This window comes from Pseudomonas sp. TMP9 (assembly GCF_037943105.1).
In the GTDB taxonomy this organism is placed as follows: domain Bacteria; phylum Pseudomonadota; class Gammaproteobacteria; order Pseudomonadales; family Pseudomonadaceae; genus Aquipseudomonas.
The window spans coordinates 3,539,303-3,565,276 of record NZ_CP149803.1 but is presented as its reverse complement, the minus strand read 5'-3'; the positions used below and the strand labels follow the sequence as shown (position 1 = coordinate 3,565,276).

Annotated in this window: 27 protein-coding genes; 14 read left to right on the top strand and 13 right to left on the bottom strand. The window is 58.7% G+C overall.

The window, feature by feature from the left end; translation table 11 throughout:
• The first annotated feature begins 3 nt into the window (after positions 1-3).
• On the top strand, positions 4-639 hold the full coding sequence (locus WF513_RS16740; RefSeq protein WP_339080531.1) for an SCO family protein: 636 nt from the start codon (positions 4-6) through the stop codon (positions 637-639).
• A 110-nt stretch (positions 640-749) separates the two neighbouring features.
• On the opposite strand, the gene WF513_RS16735 is transcribed toward WF513_RS16740, so the two are convergent.
• The 7 genes from WF513_RS16735 to WF513_RS16705 form a co-directional block, all read right to left on the bottom strand.
• Positions 750-1,520, bottom strand: coding sequence for a MetQ/NlpA family ABC transporter substrate-binding protein (locus tag WF513_RS16735; RefSeq protein ID WP_339080530.1), 771 nt, complete (start codon positions 1,518-1,520; stop codon positions 750-752).
• Positions 1,521-1,574: 54 nt separating this feature from the next.
• Positions 1,575-2,252: a methionine ABC transporter permease gene (locus WF513_RS16730; protein ID WP_339080529.1), complete on the bottom strand. Its 678-nt coding sequence runs from the start codon at positions 2,250-2,252 to the stop codon at positions 1,575-1,577.
• Positions 2,252-3,259, bottom strand: coding sequence for a methionine ABC transporter ATP-binding protein (locus WF513_RS16725; RefSeq protein WP_339080528.1), 1,008 nt, complete (start codon positions 3,257-3,259; stop codon positions 2,252-2,254). The genes WF513_RS16730 and WF513_RS16725 overlap by 1 nt, the downstream gene beginning before the upstream one ends.
• A 174-nt stretch (positions 3,260-3,433) precedes the next feature.
• Positions 3,434-4,291 (bottom strand): PA5502 family lipoprotein, encoded by an 858-nt coding sequence (locus WF513_RS16720; protein WP_339080527.1) that lies wholly within the window; start codon positions 4,289-4,291, stop codon positions 3,434-3,436.
• A 68-nt stretch (positions 4,292-4,359) separates the two neighbouring features.
• Positions 4,360-5,148: a zinc ABC transporter permease subunit ZnuB gene (znuB, locus tag WF513_RS16715; RefSeq protein ID WP_339080526.1), complete on the bottom strand. Its 789-nt coding sequence runs from the start codon at positions 5,146-5,148 to the stop codon at positions 4,360-4,362.
• Complete coding sequence (gene znuC / locus WF513_RS16710; protein WP_339080525.1) at positions 5,141-5,947, bottom strand: zinc ABC transporter ATP-binding protein ZnuC; 807 nt, start codon at positions 5,945-5,947, stop codon at positions 5,141-5,143. Before znuC ends, znuB begins: the two co-directional genes overlap by 8 nt.
• Positions 5,944-6,429, bottom strand: a complete 486-nt coding sequence (locus tag WF513_RS16705; protein ID WP_339080524.1) for a Fur family transcriptional regulator — start codon at positions 6,427-6,429, stop codon at positions 5,944-5,946. The genes znuC and WF513_RS16705 overlap by 4 nt, the downstream gene beginning before the upstream one ends.
• 93 nt (positions 6,430-6,522) lie before the next feature.
• On the opposite strand from WF513_RS16705, the gene WF513_RS16700 reads away from it, so the two are divergent.
• Positions 6,523-7,443: a zinc ABC transporter substrate-binding protein gene (locus tag WF513_RS16700; RefSeq protein ID WP_339083637.1), complete on the top strand. Its 921-nt coding sequence runs from the start codon at positions 6,523-6,525 to the stop codon at positions 7,441-7,443.
• Between the two features lie 10 nt (positions 7,444-7,453).
• On the opposite strand, the gene WF513_RS16695 is transcribed toward WF513_RS16700, so the two are convergent.
• Both WF513_RS16695 and WF513_RS16690 read right to left on the bottom strand, forming a co-directional pair.
• Complete coding sequence (locus WF513_RS16695; protein ID WP_339080523.1) at positions 7,454-8,404, bottom strand: homoserine kinase; 951 nt, start codon at positions 8,402-8,404, stop codon at positions 7,454-7,456.
• Positions 8,405-8,420: 16 nt separating this feature from the next.
• A complete protein-coding gene (locus tag WF513_RS16690) occupies positions 8,421-8,705 on the bottom strand; it encodes a DUF2782 domain-containing protein (RefSeq protein WP_339080522.1) in 285 nt (94 codons plus the stop codon).
• 74 nt (positions 8,706-8,779) lie between these two features.
• On the opposite strand from WF513_RS16690, the gene polA reads away from it, so the two are divergent.
• Complete coding sequence (gene polA / locus WF513_RS16685) at positions 8,780-11,620, top strand: DNA polymerase I (protein ID WP_339080521.1); 2,841 nt, start codon at positions 8,780-8,782, stop codon at positions 11,618-11,620.
• 340 nt (positions 11,621-11,960) lie between these two features.
• On the opposite strand, the gene yihA is transcribed toward polA, so the two are convergent.
• Positions 11,961-12,614, bottom strand: a complete 654-nt coding sequence (gene yihA, locus WF513_RS16680) for a ribosome biogenesis GTP-binding protein YihA/YsxC (protein WP_339080520.1) — start codon at positions 12,612-12,614, stop codon at positions 11,961-11,963.
• A 245-nt stretch (positions 12,615-12,859) separates the two neighbouring features.
• On the opposite strand from yihA, the gene WF513_RS16675 reads away from it, so the two are divergent.
• The 5 genes from WF513_RS16675 (at position 12,860) to WF513_RS16655 (ending at position 17,431) form a co-directional block, all read left to right on the top strand.
• On the top strand, positions 12,860-13,150 hold the full coding sequence (locus WF513_RS16675) for a c-type cytochrome (RefSeq protein ID WP_339080519.1): 291 nt from the start codon (positions 12,860-12,862) through the stop codon (positions 13,148-13,150).
• A gap of 46 nt (positions 13,151-13,196) precedes the next feature.
• Positions 13,197-13,802: a c-type cytochrome gene (locus WF513_RS16670; RefSeq protein ID WP_339080518.1), complete on the top strand. Its 606-nt coding sequence runs from the start codon at positions 13,197-13,199 to the stop codon at positions 13,800-13,802.
• A gap of 152 nt (positions 13,803-13,954) precedes the next feature.
• Positions 13,955-14,584 (top strand): thiol:disulfide interchange protein DsbA/DsbL, encoded by a 630-nt coding sequence (locus WF513_RS16665; RefSeq protein WP_339080517.1) that lies wholly within the window; start codon positions 13,955-13,957, stop codon positions 14,582-14,584.
• A gap of 24 nt (positions 14,585-14,608) precedes the next feature.
• Positions 14,609-15,472 carry an endonuclease/exonuclease/phosphatase family protein gene (locus WF513_RS16660; protein WP_339080516.1) on the top strand — a complete coding sequence of 288 codons (864 nt, stop codon included), beginning with the start codon at positions 14,609-14,611 and terminating at the stop codon, positions 15,470-15,472.
• A 15-nt stretch (positions 15,473-15,487) separates the two neighbouring features.
• A complete protein-coding gene (locus tag WF513_RS16655; RefSeq protein WP_339080515.1) occupies positions 15,488-17,431 on the top strand; it encodes a diguanylate cyclase in 1,944 nt (647 codons plus the stop codon).
• Between the two features lie 11 nt (positions 17,432-17,442).
• Here WF513_RS16655 and WF513_RS16650 read toward each other — a convergent pair whose 3' ends face one another.
• Positions 17,443-18,861, bottom strand: a complete 1,419-nt coding sequence (locus tag WF513_RS16650; protein ID WP_339080514.1) for a DASH family cryptochrome — start codon at positions 18,859-18,861, stop codon at positions 17,443-17,445.
• A gap of 177 nt (positions 18,862-19,038) precedes the next feature.
• Here WF513_RS16650 and WF513_RS16645 point away from each other — a divergent pair, with 177 nt between their 5' ends.
• Together WF513_RS16645 and WF513_RS16640 are read left to right on the top strand one after the other, a co-directional pair.
• The gene (locus WF513_RS16645) at positions 19,039-19,632 is read left to right on the top strand and encodes a MarC family protein (RefSeq protein WP_339080513.1); all 594 of its coding nucleotides are present in this window, start codon (positions 19,039-19,041) and stop codon (positions 19,630-19,632) included.
• Positions 19,629-20,399, top strand: coding sequence for an N-acetylmuramoyl-L-alanine amidase (locus WF513_RS16640; RefSeq protein WP_339080512.1), 771 nt, complete (start codon positions 19,629-19,631; stop codon positions 20,397-20,399). The genes WF513_RS16645 and WF513_RS16640 overlap by 4 nt, the downstream gene beginning before the upstream one ends.
• Positions 20,400-20,410: 11 nt before the next feature.
• Here WF513_RS16640 and WF513_RS16635 read toward each other — a convergent pair whose 3' ends face one another.
• Entirely contained in the window at positions 20,411-22,186 is a 1,776-nt protein-coding gene (locus WF513_RS16635) for a KinB sensor domain-containing domain (protein WP_339080511.1), read from the bottom strand.
• Positions 22,183-23,535: a sigma-54-dependent response regulator transcription factor AlgB gene (algB, locus tag WF513_RS16630; RefSeq protein WP_339080510.1), complete on the bottom strand. Its 1,353-nt coding sequence runs from the start codon at positions 23,533-23,535 to the stop codon at positions 22,183-22,185. Before algB ends, WF513_RS16635 begins: the two co-directional genes overlap by 4 nt.
• 244 nt (positions 23,536-23,779) lie before the next feature.
• On the opposite strand from algB, the gene WF513_RS16625 reads away from it, so the two are divergent.
• The 4 genes from WF513_RS16625 to WF513_RS16610 all read left to right on the top strand — a co-directional run bounded on the left by WF513_RS16625 (position 23,780) and on the right by WF513_RS16610 (position 25,800).
• Positions 23,780-24,616, top strand: coding sequence for a BON domain-containing protein (locus tag WF513_RS16625; RefSeq protein ID WP_339080509.1), 837 nt, complete (start codon positions 23,780-23,782; stop codon positions 24,614-24,616).
• Positions 24,617-24,696: 80 nt separating this feature from the next.
• Entirely contained in the window at positions 24,697-25,131 is a 435-nt protein-coding gene (locus WF513_RS16620; protein ID WP_339080508.1) for a PA2169 family four-helix-bundle protein, read from the top strand.
• Positions 25,132-25,225: 94 nt separating this feature from the next.
• On the top strand, positions 25,226-25,390 hold the full coding sequence (locus WF513_RS16615; protein WP_090241246.1) for a DUF1328 domain-containing protein: 165 nt from the start codon (positions 25,226-25,228) through the stop codon (positions 25,388-25,390).
• Between the two features lie 11 nt (positions 25,391-25,401).
• Positions 25,402-25,800: a hypothetical protein gene (locus WF513_RS16610; protein ID WP_339080507.1), complete on the top strand. Its 399-nt coding sequence runs from the start codon at positions 25,402-25,404 to the stop codon at positions 25,798-25,800.
• Positions 25,801-25,974: the final 174 nt, after the last annotated feature.

Sequence of the window (25,974 nt, the reverse complement as noted above, 5' to 3'; positions counted from 1 at the left end):
CCCATGACCCGAACCCACACCACCGTTTTTGTTCTCATTGCCATCGTTGCGTTGGTATTGGGTCTGACCGTTAACAAAGTGCTGAATAACAAAAGCCAAGGTGACCCTACCGTGTTGCTGGATGCTGGCATCGTCTTGCTGCCGCAAAGCCGCAGTCTGCCAGCATTGAGTTTGCTCGATCAGGATGGCCAGGCCGTGGCGGTTGATCAACTCACGGGGCAGTGGAGCTTGTTGTTCTTCGGCTACACCTTCTGCCCGGACATTTGCCCCGCGACCCTCGCTCAACTGCGTCAGTTGCAGGGTCAGCTTCCAGCGCAAACCTTGGCCAAGCTGCGTATCGTCTTGGTCACGGTTGATCCAGGCCGCGACACACCGGAACAATTGAAGAAGTACCTAGACTATTTCGACGCCGGCTTTATCGGCTGGACGGGTGAGCAAGCGACCATTCAGAAGCTGGCGAACAGCGTTAGCATTCCGTTTATCCCGGCGGACACCAGCAAGGAAAATTACACCGTCGACCACAGCGGCAACTTGGTGTTGATCGGCCCTGACGGCAAGCAACATGGCTTTATCCGCGCGCCCATTAATAACGACAAGCTCGCGGCACAGCTGCCTGGGTTGTTCGACAGGGCAAATTGATTGCCCAAGCCGGCGGCTATCGCTTTAGCTAGGCATCCAACATCTTCTCGCCATAAACGACAAACCCCGCACAGGGCGGGGTTTGGCAGTGGGTGCAGCGGCGCTGTTGGTTAGAACGCCGGCACGACGGCACCTTGGTACTTCTCTTGAATAAACGCCTTCACTTCAGCACTGTTGAGCGCTTTGGCCAGCTTCTGCATGGCGGCGCTGTCTTTGTTGTCAGCGCGGGCGACCAGCTGGTTGACGTACGGCGAGTCATTGCCTTCGATCACCAGCGCATCCTTGATGGGGTTGAGCTTGGCTTCTAGGGCGTAATTGGTATTGATCAACGCCAGGTCAACCTGGGTCAACACGCGCGGCAGGGTGGCCGCTTCCAGTTCACGCACCTTGATGGCTTTCGGGTTCTCAAGGATGTCTTTTGGCGTTGCGAGGATGCCCGCTTCCGGCTTGAGGGTGATCACCCCGGCCTTCTGCAGCAGCAGCAGGGCACGGCCACCGTTGGTGGCGTCGTTGGGGATCACCACGTTGGCGCCTTGCGGCAGGTCGGCCAAGCTCTTGTGTTGGCTGGAGTAAGCGCCGAAGGGCTCGACGTGCACACCGACAACGCTGACCAGTTTCGTGCCACGGCTCTTGTTGAACTCATCTAGGTACGGCTGGTGCTGAAAGAAGTTGGCGTCCAGGCGCTTTTCAGCCACCTGTACGTTCGGCTGCACATAGTCGGTAAAGACTTTGATGTCCAGCTCAACGCCTTCTTTGGCCAGAGCCGGTTTAATAAATTCGAGAATTTCCGCATGCGGTACCGCAGTTGCCGCGATGCTCAGGCTTTCGGCTTGAGCGGAAAAAGCGGCCAGGGCCGCGATTGCAACAATCAGTTTTTTCATCATAAAGCGCCTTGTGGGATTGGTTTTGGCGGCGGGTAGCCGCGCTGCGTAAAACTATTTCCTAGAAAAGTGCACCACCAGCTTGTCGCCGGCGGTTTGTAGAACCTGTACCAGCACCAACAGCAGAATGACCGTCACCGCCATCACGTCTGGCTGGTAGCGCTGGTAGCCATAACGCACTGCCAAATCGCCGAGCCCGCCACCGCCAATCAGGCCGCTCATGGCCGTGTAAGACACCAGCGTAATGGCCGTGACGGTGATAGCTGCAATGATGCCGGGCAACGCTTCGGGCAGCAGCGCGTTGACGACGATCTGCCGGGTGGTGGCGCCCATGGCTTGGGTGGCTTCGATAATGCCGCGGTCCACTTCACGCAGCGCCGTTTCCACCAGGCGCGCGAAGAATGGCGTGGCGCCGACCACCAGCGGCGGAATGGCGCCAGCAACACCGAGCGAGGTGCCGGTGACGATCACGGTGAAGGGAATCATCACAATCAACAGGATCACAAACGGCACTGAGCGCAGGATGTTCACCAGCAGCGACAACACGCCATACAGCGCCGTTTGCTCAAACATCTGCCGTGGGCTGGTGAGAAACAGCAGCACGCCCAGCGGTAACCCCAGCAGCACGGTAAACACAATGGATCCACCGAGCATGCTCAGGGTGTCTAGGCTGGCATAGCCGATTTCCGCCCAATCGACATTCGGTAGCAGGCGAGTCAGTAAGGCGTCCATCAGCGCAGCACCTCCAAGTGCACGTCGGCGGCTGCAAAGCGCGCCAGTGCGGCGTCCATGTCGCCGCCGGTCAGAGCCAAGGTTAACTGGCCATAAGGGGTGTCTTTGATACGGTCGATGCGCCCGGCGAGGATGCTGTAATCCACGCCCGTTTCCCTAGCAACAGTGCCCAGCAGCGGCGCGTAGGTGGCGTCGCCCTGAAACGTCAGGCGCAGGATGCGTCCAGCAACATGGGCAAAATCATCGCGCTGCTCGTTTTCTGCAACCTGCTCATCTTCTTGCACAAAGCGTTTGGTAGTGGCGTGTTGCGGGTGCAAAAACACCTCGGCCACCGAGCCGCACTCAACGATGAAGCCAGCATCCATCACCGCTACGCGGTCGCACACGCGGCGAATTACATCCATTTCATGGGTGATCAGCACGATGGTCAGGTTCAGTTCGCGGTTGATCTCAGCCAGCAGTTGCAGCACCGAGGCGGTGGTCTGTGGGTCAAGGGCGCTGGTGGCTTCGTCACAAAGCAAAATCTTCGGCTCGGTGGCCAGGGCGCGGGCAATGCCCACCCGCTGTTTCTGCCCGCCGGAGAGCTGCGCCGGGTATTTGTTGGCATGCTCTTGCAGGCCAACGCGCGCCAACAACTCAGCGACGCGCGCCTCGATGGCGCTGCGTGATAGCTCACCCGCAAGCTTCAGCGGCAAGGCGACGTTGTCGGCCACCGTCTTGGAGGAGAGCAGGTTGAAATGCTGAAAGATCATCCCGACCCGTTGACGGAAGCGCCGCAAACCGGCCGCGTCGAGTGCGGTAACGTCTTCGCCGTCAACGTCTATACGTCCGCCGGTGGGCTCTTCTAAGCGATTGATCAAGCGCAGCAGGGTGCTCTTGCCGGCACCGGAGTGGCCGATGATGCCGAACACTTCACCGCGGTCGATGTGCAGATCGCTTGGCTGTAAAGCGGGAATGTCCTGACCACTGACGCGATACGCCTTGTGGACCTGATGAAAATTGATCACGCGCTAAACCTTTTGGGTTTCAGGGTTGCCGGGTAGGCATTAACGGCCGACTAGTCTACTCGGCACTGCTTAGGTCGCAAAAATCTTTATAGACCTATACTTATAGCTAAATTGTATTAAGTGCTGGGCTGTTGAGCCGGGGCACACGCGCGCTCGTGCAAGCGGCTACTGGGCTTAACGAGCCGGACTGAGTACCAGCTGCGGTACTTGCGCGGGTTTAACCACATGGCTGATGCGCGGGCTGAAACCTGGGTCTAAGCGTTTGATGCGCGCATTAAGCAGCGAGGCAACCCACGGAAAGTCTTTGGCTTGACGCACGTCGATGCGCACGGCGCAGCGGAACGCCACTACATCGGCCGCGACCGCATCGAGCAAGCTGCGCAGGCGTTGATTGTCCTGGTTGTCCAGCATCGGCAGGCTGATGACGCTGCTCGCCGCTGACGGGTCAATTAGCTTGGCCTTTGGCTCAGTTGGAGCCGGCGTCGGTGTTTCAGCCTGTGGAGTATTGGCCAGTTGAGCGGCCTCAGTTGCAGTCGCTCGGCGTTCAGCCGCCAGGCGCACTTGCCGAACTTGCTCTAAGCGCGTGGCCTCGCTGCGAGCGGCGGCCAATTGCTCGGCTTGGCGCTGCTGTTCTGCGGCGGCCAGTTCGGTTTCTCGCGCCTGGGCGATAGCACCATCTAGGCCGGTGGTCAGCGCAGGCGCCTGCGGCATTAGGTTGCGCGCACGGCTGAGGGCTTTGGTGGCGCTGTTCAAATCACCGTTTTGCAGGGCTTTTTGCCCTTGCTGCAGGTGCGCTTCGGCGAGTTGACGCTGGAATTGCTCTAGGCGCGTATCGCCTACAGCGCGTTGTTGCAGGGTGTTCAGCTGGTTTTCGGCGCCAATTAAGTCACCGCTGATGAGGCTTTGATCGAGTTGGCGAAAGGCGCTGACCAAGTCATCCACCGGCAGGTTGGCCGGCTGTGGCGCGCTCTGGCAGCCGGCTAACAACAGAACCAGCGTCAGGGTAAAACCACGGAAAGCGAACGATTTCATTGCTGCGCGTCTCGGATTGTGCAAAAAACGCGCAAGCTTACACTGCGCCCGGCGGCATCACCAACAGTTCAAGCGGTGCGGCGGGGCAGGGCGAAGCTCAGCAAAAATAGACCGGCGGCCGTCACCACAATCGAGGGGCCGGCCGGTGTGTCTTGGAACCACGACAAACTCAGCCCGCCACACACCGCGACAATGCCCAGCAGGCTGGCACCCAGCGCCATCTGCTCGGGAGTGCGCGCATGGCGTTGGGCCGCTGCCGCAGGGATGATCAGCAAGGAGGTAATCAGCAGCACGCCGACAATTTTCATCGCCACGGCAATCACCACCGCGATCAGCAGCATCAGGCTCAAACGAATCGCCGCCACCGGCAGGCCTTCGACCTTGGCCAGTTCCTCGTGCACGGTAATCGCCAACAAGGGCCGCCACAGCAGCGCCAGCAGTACCAGTACCAGCGCGCTGCCGCCGACGATCCAGGCTAAATCAGTTGGGCCAACGGCCAGCAAATCGCCGAACAGATAACCCATCAAATCGATGCGCACATCCTGCATAAAACTCAGTACCACCAAGCCTAGGGACAAGGTGCTGTGCGCCAAGATGCCCAGCAGCGTGTCGGCGGCCAGTGGTTGGCGGCTTTGCAGGGTCACCAGCAATACTGCAAGCAGTACGCAGCCAACCGTCACCGCCAGCATCGGGTTGACGTCCAGCATCAAGCCCAGCGCCACGCCGAGCAGCGCCGCATGCGACAGGGTGTCCCCAAAGTAAGCCATACGCCGCCACACCACGAACGAACCGAGCGGGCCAGCCACTATCGCAAGGGCCAAGCCGGCGAGCAGGGCGTTGAGGAGGAAATCAGCCATGGGTGCAGTCGTCCCCGTGGATGTGTGGTTTGACGCGGCCTTTGATGCTCAGGCCGGCTGCGTTTTCGCTGATCACCGCGCCGTGCAAATCGTGCTCATGGTCGTGGCGATGGGTGTAGATGGCCAGGCTCTGGGCGTCCTGGCCGAACAGTTCGACGAAGGCGGGATCAAAACTGACCTGCTCAGGATGCCCAGAGCAGCACACATGGCGATTCAGGCAAACCACCTGATCGGTGGTGCTCATGACCAAGTGCAGGTCGTGCGAGACCATCAGCACACCGCAGCCATAGCGGTCGCGCAATTGGGTAATCAGCCGGTACAGCTCGGCTTGGCCGGCGACGTCGACACCCTGCACCGGCTCATCCAGCACCAGCAATTCGGGTTCGCGCAGCAAGGCACGGGCCAACAGCACCCGCTGCAACTCACCGCCGGAGATGCTTTGCAGCGGGCTGTCGATCACCTGAGTGGCACCCACTTCAGTCAATGCAGCCAGCGCACGCCGGCGATCAACCCCCGGCACCAAGCGCAGAAAGCGCAGCACCGAGAGCGGCAAGGTGGCATCGACGTGGAGTTTTTGCGGCATATAGCCGATGCGCAACTTGGCTTTGCGCCAAACGCTGCCGCTGTTTGGCTTGAGCAGGCCCAGCACAACCCGCACCAAGGTGGTTTTGCCAGCGCCGTTAGGGCCGATCAGGGTAACAATCTCGCCCGGGTTTACGCTCAGCTGCACATCCTGCAGCACCTGCTGGCCGGCGAAGGTCACGCTCACCCCATCGAGACGGATCAGCGCATCACTCATGCCGGCTCCCGGCAGCCAGCACACAGGCCGACCACTTCCACCATTTGGCTTTCCACGGCAAAACCGACCTCAGCTGCCGCATTGACGATGGCATTGCTGATTGTCGTCTGCTCCAATTCAATGGCCGCGTTGCAGCCTTGGCAGATCAGAAACTGGCCTTGGTGAGCGTGCTCTGGGTGGCTACAGCCAACAAAGGCGTTAAGCGAGGCGATGCGGTGCACCAAACCGTTTTCCAAGAGGAAATCCAGCGCGCGATACACCGTGGGAGGCGCTGCGCGACGACCGTCGGCCTCGCTCAATACGCCAAGAATGTCATACGCGCCCAATGGCTTGTGGCTCTGCCAAACCAGTTCCAGCACGCGTTTGCGCAGGACTGTCAGGCGCAAGCCTTGGCGCGTGCAGATACTTTCAGCTTCAGCCAGGGCATGGCTGACGCAGTGAGAATGGTCATGCGGGCGGGAGGCCAGAGGTGCTTGGGTCATGGGCGACGACGAATTATGCGAGAGACGTTATTATATTACCTGTTCCTTTACGGTTGAGTGCTCCTTGTGCCGCGTCTTTTTCCGACTTTATCGCTGTTGATCAGTATTTTTTTAGTGAGCTTCGCCGCCCGTGCGCAGCCTCAAGACCCCGTGCGCGTGCTGACCAGCATCAAGCCGCTGCAACTGATTGCGGCTGCCGTGCAAGACGGCGTTGGACAGCCAGGCGTGCTGCTGCCACCGGGGGCGTCGCCGCATCATTACGCGCTGCGGCCCTCCGATGTACGCCGCGTGCGCGATGCCGACCTGCTTTACTGGATTGGCCCTGACCTCGAGAGTTTCTTGCCGCGCGTCTTGGCCGGCCGCGACAAAACCAGCGTGGCGGTGCAGGGTTTGCCGGGCTTGAGCTTGCGTCATTTCGGCGACAGCCGCGCGCCAGCCGCCGAGCATAAGGATGATCACACCGATGAGCATGATCACGCGCATCGCTCCGGCAGTTTGGACGCGCACCTGTGGTTATTGCCGGCCAATGCCAACGTAATCGCCGATAAAATGGCTGCTGATTTAGCCCTGGCTGACCCGACTAATGCTGCGCGTTATCAGGCCAATGCCAAGGCTTTTGCCGGCCGCCTCAACGCACTCGACCAGCGACTGACAGCCCAGTTAAGCGGCCTGAGTGGAAAACCCTATTTTGTTTTCCACGAAGCTTATGACTACTTTGAATCCGCTTACGGTCTGAGTCACGCCGGTGTACTCAGTGTGCTCGGTGAGGTGCAGCCAGGTGCGCAGCATGTGGCGGCCATGCGTGAACGCCTGCAGCAAGCCGGGCCGACCTGCCTGTTCAGCGAACCCCCGTTTCGCCCGCGCCTGGCGCAAACCCTCAGCGCCGGGCTACCGGTCACCCTGGCCGAACTGGACGCCATGGGCGCAGACCTAACAGTCGATGCGCAAGGGTATGAAACTCTGCTGACTAACCTTGCTGATGAACTGGCGGGCTGTTTGCAAGCGCTGAAATAGCCCGCGCTGATCAGAACGCGAATGGCAGCGCCAGCCCAACGTGCTGGCGCTGGGCTAGGCGGCGCTGAAACTCGTCTGGATCGTGGATCAGCACTTCTTGCCCGGCGAATGACTCGGCCGCGATCAGCCGCGACAGCCAGAAACGCACGCAGGCGATACGCAGCATGGCGGGCCACAGCTCGGCCTCTGTCGCCGTGAAGGGCCGCAAGTTGGCGTACGCGCCCAGCAGTGCTTGCGCGCGTTTGCTGTCGAGGCTGCCGTCCTCCTGCGAGCACCAGTCATTCAGGGTAATCGCCAGGTCGTAAAGCATCGGGCCCGAGCAGGCGTTATAAAAGTCGATCACGCCGGCCAGATGGTTGCCGTCAAACAGCACGTTGTCGCGGAACAAATCACCATGCAGGTTGGCTTGCGGCAGGGCGAAGATGCGCGGCTTTAGCGCGTGGATCTCCGCCAGCGCATCGCTTAACAAGGGCAGTTGTTCATCGGGCAGTTGCAAGGCCAGGCTTGGCCCTTCGGTCAGCATCCAGTCCAAGCCGCGATCACTTTTGCGCGGCAGCGGCTGCGCCCGCGTCGCCAGGTGGATACGCGCCAACAGAGCGCCCACTTCTTGGCAGTGATGCGAATTAGCCTCGGCTATGTGCTTGCCGCACAGGCGCGGCTGCAACAGCGCGGGTTTCTCCGCCAGGCTGCGCAATGCTTCACCGCGTGCAGTACGCAGGGCGTAAGGCACCGGCAAGCCGGCGTTATGCAGCACGTCGAGCAGTTCAATAAAGAACGGCAGATCGGCACTCGGGCCGCGCTCAATCAGGGTGAGTACGAACTCGCCCTGTTCTAGGCTGACAAAGAAATTGCTGTTCTCGCTGCCAGCGGCAATGCCCTGAAAGTCGAGTAAGCGACCCAAGCCGTATGGCGCGAGGAATTCTTCGAGCTCATGACGTTCAAGCGGAGTGAACACGGACATCGCAGAACTGCCTTATTTACCAGCTGAAAATTTCCCAGGCCGGAATCAACATATCCGGGCTGTCCGAACGGACGAAGTTGCCATCGCTGCCATCGGCGCGCACCAGAAAGTACGGCACGCCGCCTTTGGGGGTGACCTTAACGGCGTAGAGAAAACCATTAACTCGGTATTCTTGGATTGTACGGTCACCGTCCTGGCGAATGGTTACATCTGGGTCAGCCGAGACGGGATCTTCAGCATGAACAGCCAGGGCAGTGAATGCCAGCAGGCTGGCCAGCAACAGGCGGTTGAGTGTGCGCATGGTAACCTTGTCCTTTTGATTTTAATGGTGCGGCCATTCTACCGCCGCCCCCGCCGAAAAGGTTGATCCTGCTCATGAGCCAAACTCCCTTAGTCCTGGTTGACGGTTCGTCTTACCTTTACCGCGCCTTTCATGCCCTGCCGCCGTTGACCACCTCCAAGGGCTTGCCCACCGGTGCGGTAAAAGGTGTGCTGAATATGCTCAAGAGCCTGCGCAAGCAGTATCCGGGCAGCCCGTTTGCCGTGGTGTTTGATGCCAAGGGCGGGACGTTTCGCGATGAGATGTATGCCGAGTACAAAGCTAATCGGCCGTCGATGCCAGACGATCTGCGCGTACAGGTAGAGCCGTTGCACGCCAGCGTTAAGGCCATGGGTTATCCGCTGCTGTGCGTTGACGGCGTCGAAGCCGATGACGTGATTGGCACGCTCGCCCGGCAATGCGCCAGCGAGGACCGCGATGTGGTGATTTCCACCGGCGATAAGGACATGGCTCAGCTGGTTTGCCCGCACGTTACCTTGGTCAATACCATGACCGGCAGTGTTTATGACATCGAGGGCGTGAAAACGAAATTTGGGGTCGGGCCTGAGCTGATCATCGATTATTTAGCGCTGATGGGTGACAAGGTCGACAACATTCCGGGTGTTCCGGGTGTTGGCGAAAAGACCGCGCTGGGCTTGCTGGTCGGTATCGGCGGCGGGCTGGATGTGGTTTATGCCAACCTTGATAAGGTGCCGGAGTTGCCAATCCGTGGGGCCAAAACCCTGGCGGCCAAGCTGGCTGAGCACCGCGACATGGCTTACCTGTCTTATGCCCTGGCGACTATTAAGTTGGATGTGCCGCTGAATATTGCCATCGAGTCGCTGCACCCAGGTGAGATGGACGTGCCGGCGTTGCTTGAGCTGTACGCTGAGCTGGAGTTTAAAAGTTGGCGTGATGATTTGCTGCGCAGCCATTCGCCTGCAGTGGCCAAGCCTGCTGCAAAGCCGGCGGCTGATGACCTGTTTGCGCTGGCCCCCAGCGAAAGCGCTGCGGCAAAGCCCGCTGCAGTTGCGCGGCCTGCTGAATCAGCAGTTGCTGAGCCTGCTGTTGCCGCCACTGCGGGTGACTACCAGTGCATCCTTGAGCAGGGGCAATTCGATGCTTGGCTGGAGAAGCTGAACAACGCCGAATTGATCGCCTTTGACACCGAGACCACCGGTTTGGACGCCCAGCAGGCGCAGTTGGTTGGTTTATCGTTTGCGATCAAGGCGGGGGAGGCGGTTTATATCCCCGTCGCCCATTCTTATATGGGTGTGCCCACGCAACTCGACCGCGATGCGGTGTTGCGGGCGTTGAAGCCGATTTTGCAAGACCCAAATAAGGCTAAGGTCGGCCAGCACGCCAAGTACGACATCAATATTCTCGCCAATGCCAGCACGCCGATCCACGTGCAGGGGGTGAAGTTCGACACCATGCTCGAATCCTATGTGCTCGATTCCATCGCCACTCGGCACAACATGGACAGCTTGGCGCTGAAGTACTTGGATCACAGCACCATCCGCTTTGAGGACATTGCGGGCAAAGGCGCCAAGCAGCTGACCTTCGACCAGATTGATTTGGCCCAAGCCGCCCCCTATGCCGCCGAAGACGCTGATATCACCCTGCGCCTGCACCAGCATTTATGGGCCAAGCTGCAAGCCGAACCCAGCCTGGCTGAAGTGCTGTGCGAAATTGAAATGCCGCTGGTGCCGGTGCTGGCACGCATCGAACGGCAAGGCGCGCTGGTGGATGCCAACCTGCTCGGCCTGCAAAGCAACGAGCTTGGCGAAAAGCTGGTGGCGCTGGAGCGCCAAGCGTTTGAGATGGCCGGTGAGGAATTCAACTTGGCTTCACCCAAGCAGCTTGGGGTGATTCTTTATGAGAAACTCGGGTTGCCGGTGATCAGCAAGACCGCCAAAGGTCAGGCGTCCACCGCCGAGGCGGTGTTGGCGGAGCTGGCCGAACAGGATTATGAGCTGCCCAAGGTGTTGATGCAGTATCGCTCCCTGAGCAAACTGAAAAGCACCTACACCGACCGCCTGCCAGAGCAGATCAACCCGCGTACCGGGCGCATTCACACCAGCTATCACCAAGCGGTGGCGGCGACCGGGCGGTTGTCATCGACCGACCCGAACCTGCAGAACATTCCAATCCGCACCGCTGAAGGTCGGCGCATTCGTCAGGCATTTGTCGCGCCCCAAGGCTACAAGCTGCTGGCGGCGGATTATTCGCAGATCGAGCTGCGCATCATGGCCCACTTGGCCAAGGACGAAAGCCTGCTGGATGCTTTCCGCCATGGTCGTGATGTGCATAAAGCCACTGCTGCTGAGGTATTTGGTGTAGCGCTGGAGGCGGTGAGTGGTGATCAGCGTCGCAGCGCCAAGGCGATCAACTTTGGCCTGATTTATGGCATGAGCGCCTTCGGTTTGGCCAAGCAAATTGGCTGCGACCGCAAGCAGGCACAGGCGTATATCGACGTGTATTTCGCTCGCTACCCCGGCGTGCTGGCCTATATGGAGCGCACCCGTGAGCAAGCCTCCGAGCAAGGTTATGTCGAAACGTTATTCGGCCGCCGGTTGTACTTGCCAGATATTCACGCGAAGAATCAGGCGCTGCGTAAAGGCGCCGAGCGAACCGCGATCAACGCACCGATGCAAGGCACGGCGGCGGACATCATCAAGCGCGCGATGGTGGCGGTGGATAACTGGCTGAGTGAATCCGCTCTGGATGCCAAGGTCATCTTGCAGGTGCACGATGAACTGGTGCTGGAGGTGCGCGAGGATCTGGTTGAGCAGGTCCGCGAGCAGATCAAATCGCTGATGAGCAGTGCCGCCAGTCTCGATGTACCGCTGTTGGTGGAAGTGGGCGTGGGCAACAATTGGGATGAAGCCCACTGATGCAGGGATTCGCGGTCGCACGAGACCCTGTGCGGTTAGCGCTTGGGCCTGAAGCTCACCGGCAAAGGCTCCGGCGAGCGGATTAATTTTCTCGCGGGCCTGAACTTTGTTTCGCGTCGACCACTCAGAGTTTATGAATGGCCTAGACAACCATTCGTTGCTCCTTGTGTGTTAAGTGTTGGCAAATTCTGAGCCCCGCCCTAGCGGTTCAGATGTTGAACCCCGAACTTCCCTCCCCATAGAAGTTTGGGGTTTTTTTTGCGCCATTTTTAGCCTGTATTTGTGAGGTCTTCACTGCGAGCCGTTAAAAGTAGCCGCGCCTTCGAGAGCGCGGCATGCTTTAGGCTTGAGTTTCTTGATCATCCGGCAGGGCAAACTCACCCAGTTGCATCCACTCGGCCAGCACGGCTTGGGCGTCTTCAATGCCCATGCGCTTGGGGGCGGAGAACAGTTGAATGCTGACGCGGTCGCCCCAGCGTGCCTCAATCGTCTTGCGGACTTCCAACAAGACGGTTTTGGCAGCGCCAAAGGCCAGTTTGTCGGCTTTGGTTAGGAGGATGTGCATGGGCATTTCGCTGGCAGCCGTCCAGTCCAGCATCAGCACGTCGAACTCGGTCAGCGGCTTGCGGATGTCCATCATCAACATCAGCCCGCGCAGGCATTCACGGCTACCTAAGTAGGCTTCTAGGTGCTTTTGCCAATGCAGTTTCAGCGGTATTGGCACCTTGGCGTAACCGTAACCTGGCAGGTCGACCAAGCGCCGCTCTTCGTCCAATTTGAAGAAGTTGAGCAGCTGAGTACGCCCTGGGGTCTTCGAGGTGCGTGCCAGGCTGGCGTGGGTCAAAGTGTTGAGGGCGCTGGATTTGCCGGCGTTGGAGCGCCCGGCAAAGGCTACTTCATGGCCGAAATCTTCCGGGCATTGGTCGACCTTAGCGGCGCTTATAAAAAAAGTGGCTTGCTGGCACAGGCCGATAATTGGGTTTTTAGCTTGCATCTGGGTATCCGTGAGGGCGAGCGTAGAGTGGCGTTGCAGGCGCGATGCCCTTGCGACAATTGCGCACAGCCTGCCTATCGGTGCGAAGTGCGGCAAGCTGCGTCGTTTCCGTTTCAATGGCGTCAGTATATAATGGCGTAGAATTTGTGTGCGCTTTCTACCCGCAGCCGGATAAGTGTCCACGGGAACGATTCAGATAATCTGCCTAAAGAAGCAGTACGTTCCCCCCCTGAGAGGTCTGTTTGATGGAAAAACTACTAATTGCAAGCGCTGCACTTCTGTTGTCGTTGAGTGCTCATGCAGCGCAAGACCCGGAAGCCGTGTACGCGCGCTCCTGTGGCGTATGCCACAACGGACAGTTGCCGATGGCGCCTAAGCGTGGCGATAAAGCTGCTTGGGAGCCACGTTTAGCCAAGGGTATGGACGCGCTGGTACTCAGCGTTAACAACGGTCTGAATGCCATGCCGCCTCGCGGTTTGTGTATGGATTGCACGGCCGAGGACTACCAAGCGGTCATCACGTTGATGACCGAGTAAGTTCGGCTTATAAACTCTTTCTCTTAGTCGCAAATTGGATTAGCTGATGAACAAAGTACTCGTGAGTCTGCTGTTGACCCTGAGCATGACCAGCCTGGCACAGGCTGCAGGCAATGCCGAAGCCGGTCAGGGTAAGGTCATTGTATGTGGTGCCTGTCACAGTCCTGACGGTAACAGTGCAGTCCCAACCTTCCCGAAACTGGCTGGGCAGGGCGAACGTTACTTGCTCAAGCAGTTGTATGACATCAAGACCGGCGCACGTCCTATTGTGGAAATGACCGGCTTGCTGGACAACATGAGCGACCAAGACCTAAAAGATATCTCCGCTTACTACGCCAGCCAGAAAATGACTGTTGGTGCTGCCGATCCGAAACTCGCCGCCCGTGGGGCTGAGCTGTTCCGTGGCGGCAAGCTGGAAGAAGGCATGCCGGCTTGTATCGGTTGCCATGCACCTAATGGTGCCGGCCTAGCGGCTGCGGGTTACCCAAAACTGGGTGGCCAGCACGCGGCGTACATCGCTAAGCAGTTGACTGACTTCCGCGAAGGCAACCGCACCAATGACGGCGACAGCATGATCATGCGCTCGATCGCTGCCAAGCTCAGCAACAAGGATATGGAAGCAGTAGCCAGCTATATCCAAGGTCTGCATTGATCCGTTAATACAGCGACATTGCGTAATGAAATAGGGTGGCCCAGGCCGCCCTTTTTCGTTGTGGGGATCGTTACAATGCACGGAACCCCTATTTGCCTCGCGGGTCGAACTCAGTTCGCCAACACGTCCCGGTTTTAGCCAAGGAGTAACGCATGCGTAACCTGATTCTCAGTGCCACTCTCGTCACCGCCAGCCTGTTTGGCCTGAGCGCCCATGCCGAGCCGATTGAAGCAGGCAAGCAATATGTTGAACTGAACAACCCAGTCGCGGTGTCCAAGCCTGGCAAGATCGAAGTGGTCGAGCTGTTCTGGTATGGCTGCGGCCATTGCTACAAGTTTGAAGAAACCATCAACCCATGGGTTGAAACCTTGCCTGACGATGTCAATTTCGTGCGCATCCCGGCCATGTTTGGCGGCATGTGGAACGTCCATGGCCAGCTGTTTATTACCCTTGAGGCCATGAAGGTCGAGCATAAGGTACACACGGCGGTATTCGACGCCATCCATGTGCAGGGTAAGAAGCTCGCCACGCCAGAGGAAATGGCTGACTTCTTAGTTATAGAAGGCATCGACAAAGAAGCCTTTCTCAAGACCTATAACTCTTTTGGCGTGAAGAGCCAGCTGGAAAAAGCTAAGAAGTTGGGCATGGCTTACCAGATCACCGGCGTGCCGGTCATTATCGTGGGCGGCAAATACCGGTTCGATATCGGTAGCTCCGGTGGCCCTCAGCAAGCGCTGCAAGTGGCTGATCATCTGATCGCCAAAGAACGCGCCGCGCAGTAATCGGCCCGCGCGGATAACGCGTAAATGCTCAGGCGCTGGCCGGCAAAGCGCACGATGGACCTGTGCGATGCGCGGGTCAATTCGGGATGCGTTCCAGCCAATGACTGGCCGCAAAACGGCAGCCTGCGCCTGCTCAGTTTTAATATCCAGGTGGGTATCAGCACCCAGCGCTACCACCATTATTTGACGCGTAGCTGGCAGCATTTGCTGCCGCATGCGGGGCGCAGCGGTAATCTGCAACGGATTGGCGATCTGCTCGGTGATTTTGACCTGGTTGCGCTGCAGGAAGTCGACGGCGGCAGCCTGCGTTCAGGCTACATCAATCAGGTTGAGCACCTGGCTCATCTAGGTGCCTTCCCCTACTGGTACCAGCAACTCAATCGCAACCTCGGCCGCTTAGCGCAGCACAGTAATGGTGTGCTCAGCCGGTTGCGCCCCAGCCTGCTGGAAAACCATCCGCTGCCTGGTCCGCCCGGTCGCGGTGCGATGTTGCTGCGTATTGGTGAAGGCCCAGATGCACTGGCGGTGGTGATGATGCACCTGTCATTGGGCGCGCGCACCCGCACCCGGCAGCTGGCCTATATCCGTGAGCTGTTAAGCGACTATCGGCATCACGTGCTGATGGGCGACATGAACACCCATGCCAATGATCTGTTGCTGCATTCACCGCTACGGGATCTTGATTTGTATGCACCGCAAATTGAGGCGACGTTTCCCAGTTGGCGGCCGCAGCGCTGCCTCGACCATATATTGCTCAGTTCGGGCTTAGCCTTGGAGCGCTGTGAGGTGTTGTCGCAGCCGATTTCTGATCACCTGCCGGTAGCGGTACAAATTCGCTTACCCACTTCACTGTTTACCCCCGCAACGCCTATGCTGATCGAGCCTTAAACGTGGATCGCGACTATGACCGATGACGCCCAGCGCTGGAAAAACAAATACCTAGAAAGCCTGGAACAGCAAGAAAAGCTCGAGCGCCGCTGGGATGCCCGGCTCGACCTGCTCAGGCGCGGGCTGGTACGCAGTTCGCTGGCGGCGGAGGGCAGCGACAAATCGGTCGACCAGTGCATGCAGGAACTGCGCGATATTCTGCGCCGTGACGATATCGACGTCGGCCTGTCGGCATTGATTCCGCGGTTAGAGCGAGCGGTGCTGGATTCGGAGAAGAGTCGTCAGGATCGGCTTGACCTGAACGTTTCCGGCGTTACCAGCCTGACGGATCAACTACTTGCCCTTGAACCGCCGCGCGAGGTGCGCAAAGCCCTCAAGCAGTTTGCCAAGCACATCGAAGAGCGTGCTAGCCAACCGCGAGAGTTGCCGTTACTGCTCTCTGAGTTAAGCCGTTTGCAGCAGCAGGCGTTAGCGGCGTTGGATTGCGAGGCGGCTGCGATACGCCCTGGTTTGCTGCAGCGTTTATTTGGTAGCAAAGAAGCTGGCACCAGCCAACCTGAAAGTGAGCTCGCGTCGGCCGAAAAGGCCGCAGCGCCAGCATCCGGTGCCCTTGCAGCAACACAAGCGAGCAGCCCGTTAGCTGTTATTGCAACGTTACCGAACCCTATTCATGAAGCGCCTATCGCTGCGCCACCAGTAATAGCCGCGTTGAATGCTGGAGCAGAACAGCAGCCAGTGACGCAACCAATCAGCCCGCAACCCACCCCCACTGTGCAGGTCGAGCTGCAAGAAGCATTACCCACAACCACTTCAGCACCGCTTGAGTCCTCTTTGCCTCTGCCTTCGGTGACACCCGCGCTCACACCCGCTGACGGTGATCCCGCTTACGCATTGCCAGAAGTGCCCGAGCCGGGTTATAGCGCTGTGGCAACGCATATTAGCGACAGCTTGATGGGTTTGCTTGATGAGCTGACGCTGCCGGAGCGGCACCAACCCCAAGGCGAAGCGCTGCGTCAGCGCGTGCAGGGCGGCTTGAACTGGTATGAACTAGTCTCGGTGCTGGATGACTTGGCGGTGCTGGTGCTGGCGGTGACCGATAACGGCCAGCGCGAGTTTGCCAGTTACCTCAAGCAGCTCAATGAGCGGTTGGAAGGATTTCTCGGCACCCTGAGCGAGGCGCATGAAGGCTATAACGAATCTGTTGAGAGCGCCCGTAGCTTTAATCAAGAGCTGCGTGAGCAGGTCAGTGGCTTGCAGGCCAGCGTGCAAGAAGCAGTGGACCTGCCGACCCTAAAACAATCACTGGAAGCACGTTTGGATGGTCTGCTCAGCACCGTCAGCGCCAATCAAAAACTGCGTGATGGCCATGAAGAGCAAGTGGGGCAGCGCCTGCAAAGCCTGACTCAAAAAGTTGCCGACATGGAGCAGGAAGCACAAGTGTTCCGCGATCACCTAGAAGAGCAGCGGCAGAAGGCGCTGCTCGACCCGCTCACTGGGCTGCCCAATCGAGCGGGTTGGAGCGAGCGGTTGGAGTTGGAGGTGGCGCGCTGGAAGCGCTATGGCGGCGAGTTGCTGCTGGCGGTGCTGGACATCGACCACTTCAAGCGCATCAATGATGGGTACGGCCACTTAGCCGGCGACAAAGTGCTGAAGATCATCGCGGGTGAATTGGCCAAGCGCCTGCGCAAAACTGATTTTATCGCCCGTTTTGGCGGCGAAGAGTTCGTTCTGCTCATTCCTTCCACGCCTTTGGAAGGTGGTCATCAGCTGCTGCAGACCATCTTGCAAGGGGTTGAGCAGTGCCCGTTTCACTTTCGTGGTGAGCGCGTGACCATCACCATCTCGGCCGGACTGACGGCCTTTGCTCAAGATGAAAGCAGTGAGCAGGTCTTCGAACGAGCCGACCAGGCGTTATACCGAGCCAAGGGCGGTGGGCGTAACCAAGTCGTCGTCAGTTGACCCCGCCCTGTTCAGGCTACCGCGTGCAGGTAAGGCTTCCAACTGTCCGGGATTTTATTCAGCTGTGGGTAACCGATGCTGCGTAAATGCCCGCCCGCAAGCAAGAACGGTGTATGCCGGAGTCCCTGTGGAACATCGCGCAGCTCTGGTAGCCATAGGCTCACGTAGTGGGCGTCTGGGTCATACGCGCGGGCTTGGCGCAGGGCATTAAACACCCGGTTTTGCCTGGGATCATTGCCTACACCGGCTAGATAAGCCCAGTTGCCCCAATTGCTGGCCGGGTCGTAGTCGATCAAGTGTTCCTCAAACCAGGCCGCGCCATGGCGCCAATCCTGTTGCAGATCATTGATTAAGTAGCTGGCCACCACCTGCCGGCCACGGTTAGACATAAAGCCGGTGGCAGCTAATTCACGCATATTGGCATCCACCAGCGGCATGCCGGTGAGGCCGCGTGACCATTCCTGAAAGCGTTGGTCCACCTGCAGCGGTGCATATTCGTGAGCCTGCAGGCCACCGGCTTTGAACAGCGCGCTGCCATGACGCAATAAGGTCCAGCGAAAGAAGTCTCGCCAGAGCATTTCAACCCACAGCCATTCGGTCGAATCATTGCGTTTGAATTGTGCCTCATGGCGACGTAGTTCGGCGATTACGCGGCGTGCAGAGAGGCTACCGTTGGCCAACCACGGTGAGAATTTTGACGAATACTCACTGCCGATCATGCCATTGCGAGTGTCTTTGTATTGGCGCACGCCTTGGCTTTGCCACAAATAATCACGCAGGCGGGCGAGGGCGGCAGGCTCACCACCGGAAAACGGGAAAGCGCTGGCGGGCACGCTGAGCGGCTCACCCAGGCCCAGTTGCGACAGCGTCGGCAACGGTTGCAGTAAAGCCAGTGCGCCCTCGGGCAGGCAGGGTAAATGATCGGGGGCTTGGCGCGGCTGGAACACCTGCACGCGCTTCTCAATCAGGGTGCGGAAGCGGCTGAATACATGGGGTATTTGATCGAGGCTAAAGGGCAGGTCTTCGCTGCGCAGCAAGTGATTGGCAGGTGCTTGTTGCAGCACAACGTGACCGAGGCTGGTGGCGACGCGGGCTATCTGAGCCTGCTCGTCAGGCGCGATTTCTTCTAACGTCAGCACGCGATCGAGCTTAAGTTGCGCCACCAGCTGTGGAATGACCTGCTCCGGTGTGCCGATGTGGACCAGCAGCCGCGAGCCGCGCTGGCGCAGTTGGCTGTCCAGCGCCATCAGGCTTTCCAGCAAAAAGCGCATGCGCTGCACGCCCATGCGGCGCATGCCGAATGGGTTAAGTTGCAGCTGGACGGGGTCCAGCACATACACCGGCAACAAGCATTCAGCTGCTAGGCCTGCCTGCAGCGCAAGGTGATCATCAAGGCGAAGATCCTGTTTGAACCACAGCAGTGCGCGCATGATGGAGGCTCCGGATCAATACAAGAGTTATACAAGTAGGTGTTGGTGTACAACATAAGTCTAGCAGTATCACATGCAGCCTGCCCATGCCGCCGGCTCGCCTGATGCTTTTGGCCGATCAAAGGCGTTTTCTCCTGCGGGAGGCACTAAACTCTGCCGGTCTGCTAAGGAGTCACTATGGAAATTTTCGGCATTGCCGCGTTGATCTTTCTGGTCACCGACCCATTCGGCAACATCGCCATCTTTATTGCCGCGCTGAAAAACGTACCGACCAAACGCCGTTTATGGATAGCCGGACGTGAGCTGTTGTTTGCTCTGGCCTTGTTGCTCTTGTTCCTGACCTTCGGCGACAAAGTGCTCAGCGCCCTCGGCTTGTCACGGGAGGCCACGGCCATTGCCGGCGGCATCATCCTGTTTGTGATCGCCATGCGCCTGATCTTCCCTGGTCCGCAAGGCGTGCTGGGCGATGTGCCGGATGGCGAGCCGATGTTGGTGCCGCTGGCCACCCCGGCAGTGGCCGGGCCTTCGGCGCTGGCGGTGTTGATGACCTTACGTAACACCCACGAAGGGCCGCTTTGGGAGCTCTACGTCGCGGTGCTGCTGGCCTGGGCGGCCACTGCATTTATTCTGTTGCAGGCCTCGTTTCTGCAGCGTTTTCTTGGCCCCCGCGGCTTAACCGCAGTGGAGCGACTGATGGGCATGCTGTTGATCATGCTCAGCGTCGACATGCTGTTGGATAACCTGCAAAGCGTGTTGCATATCAGCCCATGAAATTTTTTTACCTAAGCATGTTCGCCCTGCTGCTGGTCGGTTGCAGCAGTGGCCCACGGTTCGATGACAGCTACACCGCCATCGGCCAGAATAGCCGCGTGCAGTACATCGTGTTGCACTACACCTCCACCGATTTAGCGCGTTCGCTGCACCTGCTTACTGAAGAGGAAGTCAGCAGCCATTATTTGATTGGCGAGACGCCGGCGACTATTTATCGCTTGGTTGATGAGAATCGCCGCGCTTGGCATGCCGGTGACAGCCAATGGCAGGGCCGCACCTGGCTGAATGGCACCACCATTGGCATTGAGCTGGTTAATCAGGGCTTTTCTGACACACCCACGGGCCGCCAGTGGCAGCCGTTCGCCCCTGCGCAGATCGATGCGCTGATCGTCTTGCTTAAAGACATCATGCAACGTCATCAGCTGGCGCCTGGCAGCATCCTTGCCCACAGCGACATTGCCCCGCAGCGCAAGGTTGACCCAGGCCCATTATTCCCTTGGCAGCGTCTGGCCGATGCTGGCCTGGTGCCGTGGCCGGACCCGACCGAGGTGGCGCGTCAACAGGCGCTGTTCAGTGCCAGCCTGCCGACGGTGCACTGGTTTCAAGAACAGCTGCTGCGCCACGGCTATGCAGTGCCCGTGCATGGTGAGTTGGACCTGGCCACGCGTAACGTGATCGCCGCTCTGCAGATGAAGTACCGCCCGGCCCGCTATGACGGTGAACCGGACGCCGAGACGGCGGCCTTGCTCATGGTGCTTAACCGCTAGGCGTAACCCACTCACACCGGCAATGCGACATAGAACTGTGCGCCTTGGCCGACGCGTGAGTGCACGCCGATTTGCCCGCCATGCAGCTGGACGATTTCTTTGCACAGGGCCAGGCCAAGCCCGGCGCCACCTTTCTTGCGGCTGATTTGCACAAAGGGTTCAAAGATCCGTGTTTGCTGGCTGTAAGGAATGCCATCGCCATTGTCGGCCACGCTAAGCACCACCCGCTGGTCTTGATGCCGCGCCTGCAGGCGGATTTGCCCACCGAGCGGGCAGTGGCGCAGGGCGTTGGCGATCAGGTTATCCAGCACTCGCTCAATCTGCAGCCGGTCAATCTGTATGTCCGGCAGTTCGTTGTGCACCTCGCACTCCAAGCCCACCATTAACTCTGCTGCTTGCCCGCTAAAGCGCTGCTGAGTTTGCAGCAGCAGGGGCTCTAGCGCGCAGGCGGACAACTCCAAAGTTTGCAGGCCGTTCTGGTAGCGGGAGAAATTTAGCAGGTCGTTGATCAGCTTTAGCAGGCGGTGCATTTCTTCATCCACGGTATTCAGCAGATCCGTTTCGCGCGATTCGGCGGCGAACTGCACACGCTCCTGCAGCAGTGAAAACGCCATTAGCATGCCAGTGACCGGGGTGCGCAGCTCATGCGAGGCGCGCAGCACAAACTCGCTGCGCACGCGCTCAAAGGCGCGTTGCTCAGTCACATCGCGCAGCACCATTACGGCGCACATTAAGCGCCCCTCGCTGTGGCTCACCCCGGACAGGCTGTACGCCAACAAACGGTTTTCGCCGTCGATCTGCACCTGCAGATCAGGCAGGGTTTCGTCGATATTTGCACCCTGCAAAATATGCCGCACCTGATCAGCTAAGTCAGCGCGCTGCAGAGCCACATCCAAGGTTTGCCCGAGCTGTTCCTGGCCCCAGTCCAGCTGGCGTTGCGCCACCGGGTTAACGTGCTCAACGCGGCCGGCGCAATCGAAGATCAGCAAGCCATCATCAATGCTATCGAGTACCGCCTGTAGGCGCCGCTGCTCAGCCTGCAACGCCGCCATATCACTGTTTTTAAATTCACGTAAGGATTCGGCCATCAGGCCGAACCGCTGGCTCAGGGCCGATATTTCCGCTACCGGGGTCAGGGGCAGAGTGACTTGAAAATCACCCTGGCCGATCTGGTCGGCGGCCTGTGCCAGCGCCTCAATTGGCCGGCCAAAACGTTGGGCGATGCTGTTGGCGGTGACAAAGCCAATCACCAGCACGGCCAGGCCGATCAGCCCGATCAGCCCGGCGATCAACCACGCGCGTTCGCGGGTGCGCACCTCCTCCAACTCCACGGCATCGATATAGCGACTTTGCAGGGCGTTGAGGCGATTGCGCAGGTCATCGATGGCGCTGCCGAAGCGGTCATTATTGAGCAACTCGCTGCGTACATTCGTTGGGTTGGCCAGCAGGTCATCGAAGGTGGCGTAGCTGCGCTCGACCTCAGCAATCGTTTGGTGGTCGCTTTCATCGGTGGCGCTTTCGGCGGCGCGTTGCAGCCAATAGTTGAATTGCTGATCGGAGATTTTCAGCGCCTCGCGGTCGAGGTTTTCAGCGAGCAGCAAACTCACCTGCTTACCCAGCTCCTGACGCAAGCCTAGGCTTGCATCAATAATCTGCAGGTTGCGCGTCATCGCTTGGCTCTGCACTTGAGTCAGCTGCAGCACGCTGAACATGCCCAAGAGCAACCCGACCAAGGCGACGGTCACCAGCGCACTGCTGCTGATAAACAGTCGGCTGCGCAAGTTCATAAGCTGAGCTGCTTGCGTTTGCGGTACAGGGTTGAGGCATCAATACCAAGGGTTTTTGCCGCTTGGTCGAGGCTCTCGCTGCTGGCCATCACCGCGCTGATGTGGGCTCTTTCCAGTGCTTCCAAGCTCAGCAGATCACCGACTTGCGGCGCATTCAGGCCGGCCTGCGGGCACAAGCCTAAATGGCTGGGCTGGACGTGCTCCTCAGTGCAGATGATGCTGGCGCGCTCGATCACATTGCGCAGCTCACGGATATTGCCCGGCCAGGCGTAGCTGAGCAGCGCGTCGCGCGCTTCATCACTGAACTGGCGCGCTGGGCGTGTGTAATCCACTACAAAGCGCGCGAGGAAGCGCTCGGCTAAATCAACAATATCCTCGCGGCGCTCGCGCAGGGGCGGCAGGGTCAGGGTGATGACGTTCAGGCGATAGAGCAGGTCTTCGCGAAAGCGCCCGTCTTGGACCATCTCACCCAGATTCAGGTTAGTGGCCGCAAGGATGCGCACATCGGCCTGACGCGTCACCGGGTCGCCAATACGTTCGTATTCTTTGTCTTGGATAAAGCGCAGCAGCTTGGGCTGCAAGATCAGCGGGAAGTCGCCAATTTCATCGAGGAACAATGTGCCGCCATCGGCCTGGTTAACCCGGCCCAAGGTGCTTTCACTGGCGCCAGTAAATGCGCCGCGGTTATGCCCGAACAACTCACTTTCCATCAGCTCGGCAGTCAACGACGGGCAGTTGATGGTGATGCAGGATTTTTTTGCGCGCTTGCTCCAACGATGAATAGCTTGCGCCAACTCGCCCTTGCCGGTGCCGGACTCGCCGAGAATCAGAATATTGGCATCGGTGTCAGCCACCTGTTTGGCCGTTTGCAGCACTGCCATCAATGCTGGGCTCTGTGAGTCGAGGCCGTCGCCGGGTTTGCGCACGTACCCTTCTAAACGCTCCAAGCGCTCGCTTAACTGACGGGCTTCCAGCTGTTTGGCAGCGGCCAAGCGCAGCAGTTCGGGGCTGCAAGGTTTAACCAAATAATCTGCAGCGCCCGCTTGGATGGCATCAACCGCACTGTCGACCGCTGAGTGCGCGGTGACGATGACCACACGCATCCATGGCGCTTGTAAGCGCATCTGCGCCAGCACCTCCAAGCCATCATCCGCGCCCAAACGCAGGTCGAGAAAGCACAGGTCGAACACGTGGCGCAGCAATAGGCTATCGGCTTGGGTTGCGCTATTAGCGGTGCTGACATGGTAGCCCGCGTCTTCTAGGCAATAACGGAAGGTACGCAGGATTGCGGGTTCGTCATCGACCAGCAGGATACGTCCGAGGCTGTGTTCCTCTGTGCGTGTGTGCATGTGCATCTCCTTGAGCCATTCGGCAGTACGTCGTGCTCAAGGTTAGTCCACGTTGTGTCGTGCAAGTTGCACGGCTGCTTTGTACAGACCATGCAAGCTGCACGTCCAGAGTGGTTCTGATTATTGGTTAACTAATTGATATGTATAGGTTAATTTTAATTTTAAAGGCTGGCATGGTGCTTGCGATGTAAGGGTAGGTGCGGCGAAAACAGCCGCTTGAGCACTATCCATTGGAGGAACTGCCATGCACACATTTAAAAAGCTGACCTTGGCCATGGCGACAGCCGGCTTGATCGGTCTGACGCCCATCAGTGCGTTTGCCGCTGAAAGCTCTACCCGCAGCGACCTCACCGAAGCGCGCCAAGAAGGCTCAATCTGGACTGCATTTGCGCTCAACCGCCACCTCAACCCCTTCACCATTGATGTGGACGTGGAAAGCGGTAGCGCCAAGCTGACCGGTAAGGTTGAAACCGATGTGGAGCGCGACCTGGCTGAACAAATTGCGCTGGGCATCGAGGGGGTCACCAAGGTGGATAACCAGCTGACCCTCGACCCTGACTTTGAAGCCAAAGCCGGCAGCGAGCCATCCATGTCGCAGCGTTTTGATGACGCGACGCTGGTGGCCACGGTGAAATCCAAACTGCTGTGGAACAGCAATACCGAAGGCCTGGATATTGATGTCAGTGCGGTCAACGGCATGGTCAGCCTCAACGGCAGCGCGCAAACCGCCGAGGCCAAGGAGCTGGCCGGTCGACTGGCGGCCAACACGGACGGTGTGCGTGAGGTGAATAACCTGCTCAGCGTCAGCGCTGGCAACACCGCTGCCGCCAAAGCGCAGAACGCAGCGGATGACACCGGTGTGGCGATCAGTGATGCCTGGATCAGCAGCAAGGTGAAATCCAGCCTGATCTACAGCCGCAACCTTGATGGCTTGGACATCACGGTGGAAACCGTGAAGGGCATGGTCAGCCTGAGCGGCAATGTATTGAGCGACGCTGAAAAGCAGCTGGCCGTAGAAACGGCCCGCAATATCCGTGGCGTTCGCGGTGTAGATGCTGACGCGCTGCGCATCAAAAGCTAAGCCATTCGGGCTGCCTGTTACCCAGTGCAGCCTACTTTTAAGGCGGTTATCGCCGCTGTTACAGCCAGAGGAGAGTCACCATGACTGACAAAATCCAGCAACTGAACGAGCTAATCGAAATCACTCGTGATGGTCAGCGCTTTTATCAGCACGCCCACGATGAAGTGAAAGATGTGCGCCTAAAAGTGCTGTTCCGCGACATGTCGCAGAGCAAGAAAGAGCTGATCAGTGCCTTGGCCGTAAAGGTCAGCGCTAACAATGAAAAGCCAGCGGATGGCGGCACCATGGTGGGCAAGCTGCGTCAGGTATACGCCGACACTAAGGCCGCCTTGGTCAGCGATGAAGCGGCCACGTACGTGGCGCAGTTGGAGGAGGCCGAAGATCGCATCCTGCACGCGTTTGAAGATGTACTGAAAGACGCTGATCCGGATGTGCAGGCGCTGCTTGCCCTGCAAATGCCGACTGTGCGCGCCAACCATGACCGCATGCGTGACCTCAAGCAGTCTATGCAATAAGGCATCAGGGGCGCGGCGTGTGCTGTGCTCCTCACCTGCTGCACGTCGTGCCGCCGTTTCATCGCAAAGGGTTTTTTACCCAAGGAGAATCACCATGTTGAGTTGGGCTATTACCTTTTTGATTATTGCCATCATCGCCGCGGTACTGGGCTTTGGCGGCATCGCTGGCACCGCCACCGGGATCGCGAAAATCCTATTCTTGGTGTTTTTGGTGCTGTTTATTGTCTCGTTCATCATGGGCCGTCGCCCAAAGGTGTAGGAGCGCACAGCATGCATTGTGTTAAGACGCTGCTTGTCGCCCTGATGCTGGGCGGCAGTGCGGCGGCTTTGGCCGCCGACAACCCACAGCCTTTGGCTGTTGAACCTGCTTACGCACCCGTTTTGACCCAAGGATGGCCCGCCATCCGTCACGTTGAACATGCGTGGCCGCAGTGGATGCGCAACCTGACGGGTACGGTGCTGGTGCTTGAGCAAGAGCGACCTTGGGCAGGGATGTGCGCACAACTGCAATGCGCCCGGGTGCCGGGGCTTAACTCCTACTCGCCGTCTTTTGCTGACGACTATGAACACGCTGCGCAACAGCCTAATGGCTTAGCGCAGGTCCGCCACACTTCGTTGCCGCGGTCTGCTCAGCCTGACGCCGCCACAGCGCAGCGGTTTAGTTTTTAGCTTTAGCTGCATTGCCTGAGCACGGTAGAGCGTGCAGGCTGCCGAAACACCGCGTCGCTCTGCTGCAAGCGTTTCTCATGCACTGAACATTCCTCGCCCGGCCCCGCACTGCGTGGTTTTTACGGCGCCCGACTTTCTCTATTCATCTCATCTCATCTCATCTTCTCTTCTCAG

Bases quoted from the DNA above. Each gene is read 5' to 3' on its own strand.
- WF513_RS16670 (WP_339080518.1), top strand. From the start codon at position 13,197: ATGAACAAAGTACTCGTGAGTCTGCTGTTGACCCTGAGCATGACCAGC.
- WF513_RS16635 (WP_339080511.1), bottom strand. From the start codon at position 22,186: ATGAACTTGCGCAGCCGACTGTTTATCAGCAGCAGTGCGCTGGTGACC.
- WF513_RS16730 (WP_339080529.1), bottom strand. From the start codon at position 2,252: ATGGACGCCTTACTGACTCGCCTGCTACCGAATGTCGATTGGGCGGAA.
- WF513_RS16645 (WP_339080513.1), top strand. From the start codon at position 19,039: ATGGAAATTTTCGGCATTGCCGCGTTGATCTTTCTGGTCACCGACCCA.
- WF513_RS16740 (WP_339080531.1), top strand. From the start codon at position 4: ATGACCCGAACCCACACCACCGTTTTTGTTCTCATTGCCATCGTTGCG.
- WF513_RS16640 (WP_339080512.1), top strand. From the start codon at position 19,629: ATGAAATTTTTTTACCTAAGCATGTTCGCCCTGCTGCTGGTCGGTTGC.
- WF513_RS16690 (WP_339080522.1), bottom strand. From the start codon at position 8,705: ATGCGCACACTCAACCGCCTGTTGCTGGCCAGCCTGCTGGCATTCACT.
- znuB (WP_339080526.1), bottom strand. From the start codon at position 5,148: ATGGCTGATTTCCTCCTCAACGCCCTGCTCGCCGGCTTGGCCCTTGCG.
- WF513_RS16660 (WP_339080516.1), top strand. From the start codon at position 14,609: ATGCTCAGGCGCTGGCCGGCAAAGCGCACGATGGACCTGTGCGATGCG.
- WF513_RS16705 (WP_339080524.1), bottom strand. From the start codon at position 6,429: ATGACCCAAGCACCTCTGGCCTCCCGCCCGCATGACCATTCTCACTGC.
- WF513_RS16615 (WP_090241246.1), top strand. From the start codon at position 25,226: ATGTTGAGTTGGGCTATTACCTTTTTGATTATTGCCATCATCGCCGCG.
- WF513_RS16735 (WP_339080530.1), bottom strand. From the start codon at position 1,520: ATGAAAAAACTGATTGTTGCAATCGCGGCCCTGGCCGCTTTTTCCGCT.
- polA (WP_339080521.1), top strand. From the start codon at position 8,780: ATGAGCCAAACTCCCTTAGTCCTGGTTGACGGTTCGTCTTACCTTTAC.
- WF513_RS16675 (WP_339080519.1), top strand. From the start codon at position 12,860: ATGGAAAAACTACTAATTGCAAGCGCTGCACTTCTGTTGTCGTTGAGT.
- algB (WP_339080510.1), bottom strand. From the start codon at position 23,535: ATGCACACACGCACAGAGGAACACAGCCTCGGACGTATCCTGCTGGTC.
- WF513_RS16610 (WP_339080507.1), top strand. From the start codon at position 25,402: ATGCATTGTGTTAAGACGCTGCTTGTCGCCCTGATGCTGGGCGGCAGT.
- WF513_RS16650 (WP_339080514.1), bottom strand. From the start codon at position 18,861: ATGCGCGCACTGCTGTGGTTCAAACAGGATCTTCGCCTTGATGATCAC.
- znuC (WP_339080525.1), bottom strand. From the start codon at position 5,947: ATGAGTGATGCGCTGATCCGTCTCGATGGGGTGAGCGTGACCTTCGCC.
- WF513_RS16665 (WP_339080517.1), top strand. From the start codon at position 13,955: ATGCGTAACCTGATTCTCAGTGCCACTCTCGTCACCGCCAGCCTGTTT.
- WF513_RS16620 (WP_339080508.1), top strand. From the start codon at position 24,697: ATGACTGACAAAATCCAGCAACTGAACGAGCTAATCGAAATCACTCGT.
- yihA (WP_339080520.1), bottom strand. From the start codon at position 12,614: ATGCAAGCTAAAAACCCAATTATCGGCCTGTGCCAGCAAGCCACTTTT.
- WF513_RS16695 (WP_339080523.1), bottom strand. From the start codon at position 8,404: ATGTCCGTGTTCACTCCGCTTGAACGTCATGAGCTCGAAGAATTCCTC.
- WF513_RS16655 (WP_339080515.1), top strand. From the start codon at position 15,488: ATGACCGATGACGCCCAGCGCTGGAAAAACAAATACCTAGAAAGCCTG.
- WF513_RS16720 (WP_339080527.1), bottom strand. From the start codon at position 4,291: ATGAAATCGTTCGCTTTCCGTGGTTTTACCCTGACGCTGGTTCTGTTG.
- WF513_RS16625 (WP_339080509.1), top strand. From the start codon at position 23,780: ATGCACACATTTAAAAAGCTGACCTTGGCCATGGCGACAGCCGGCTTG.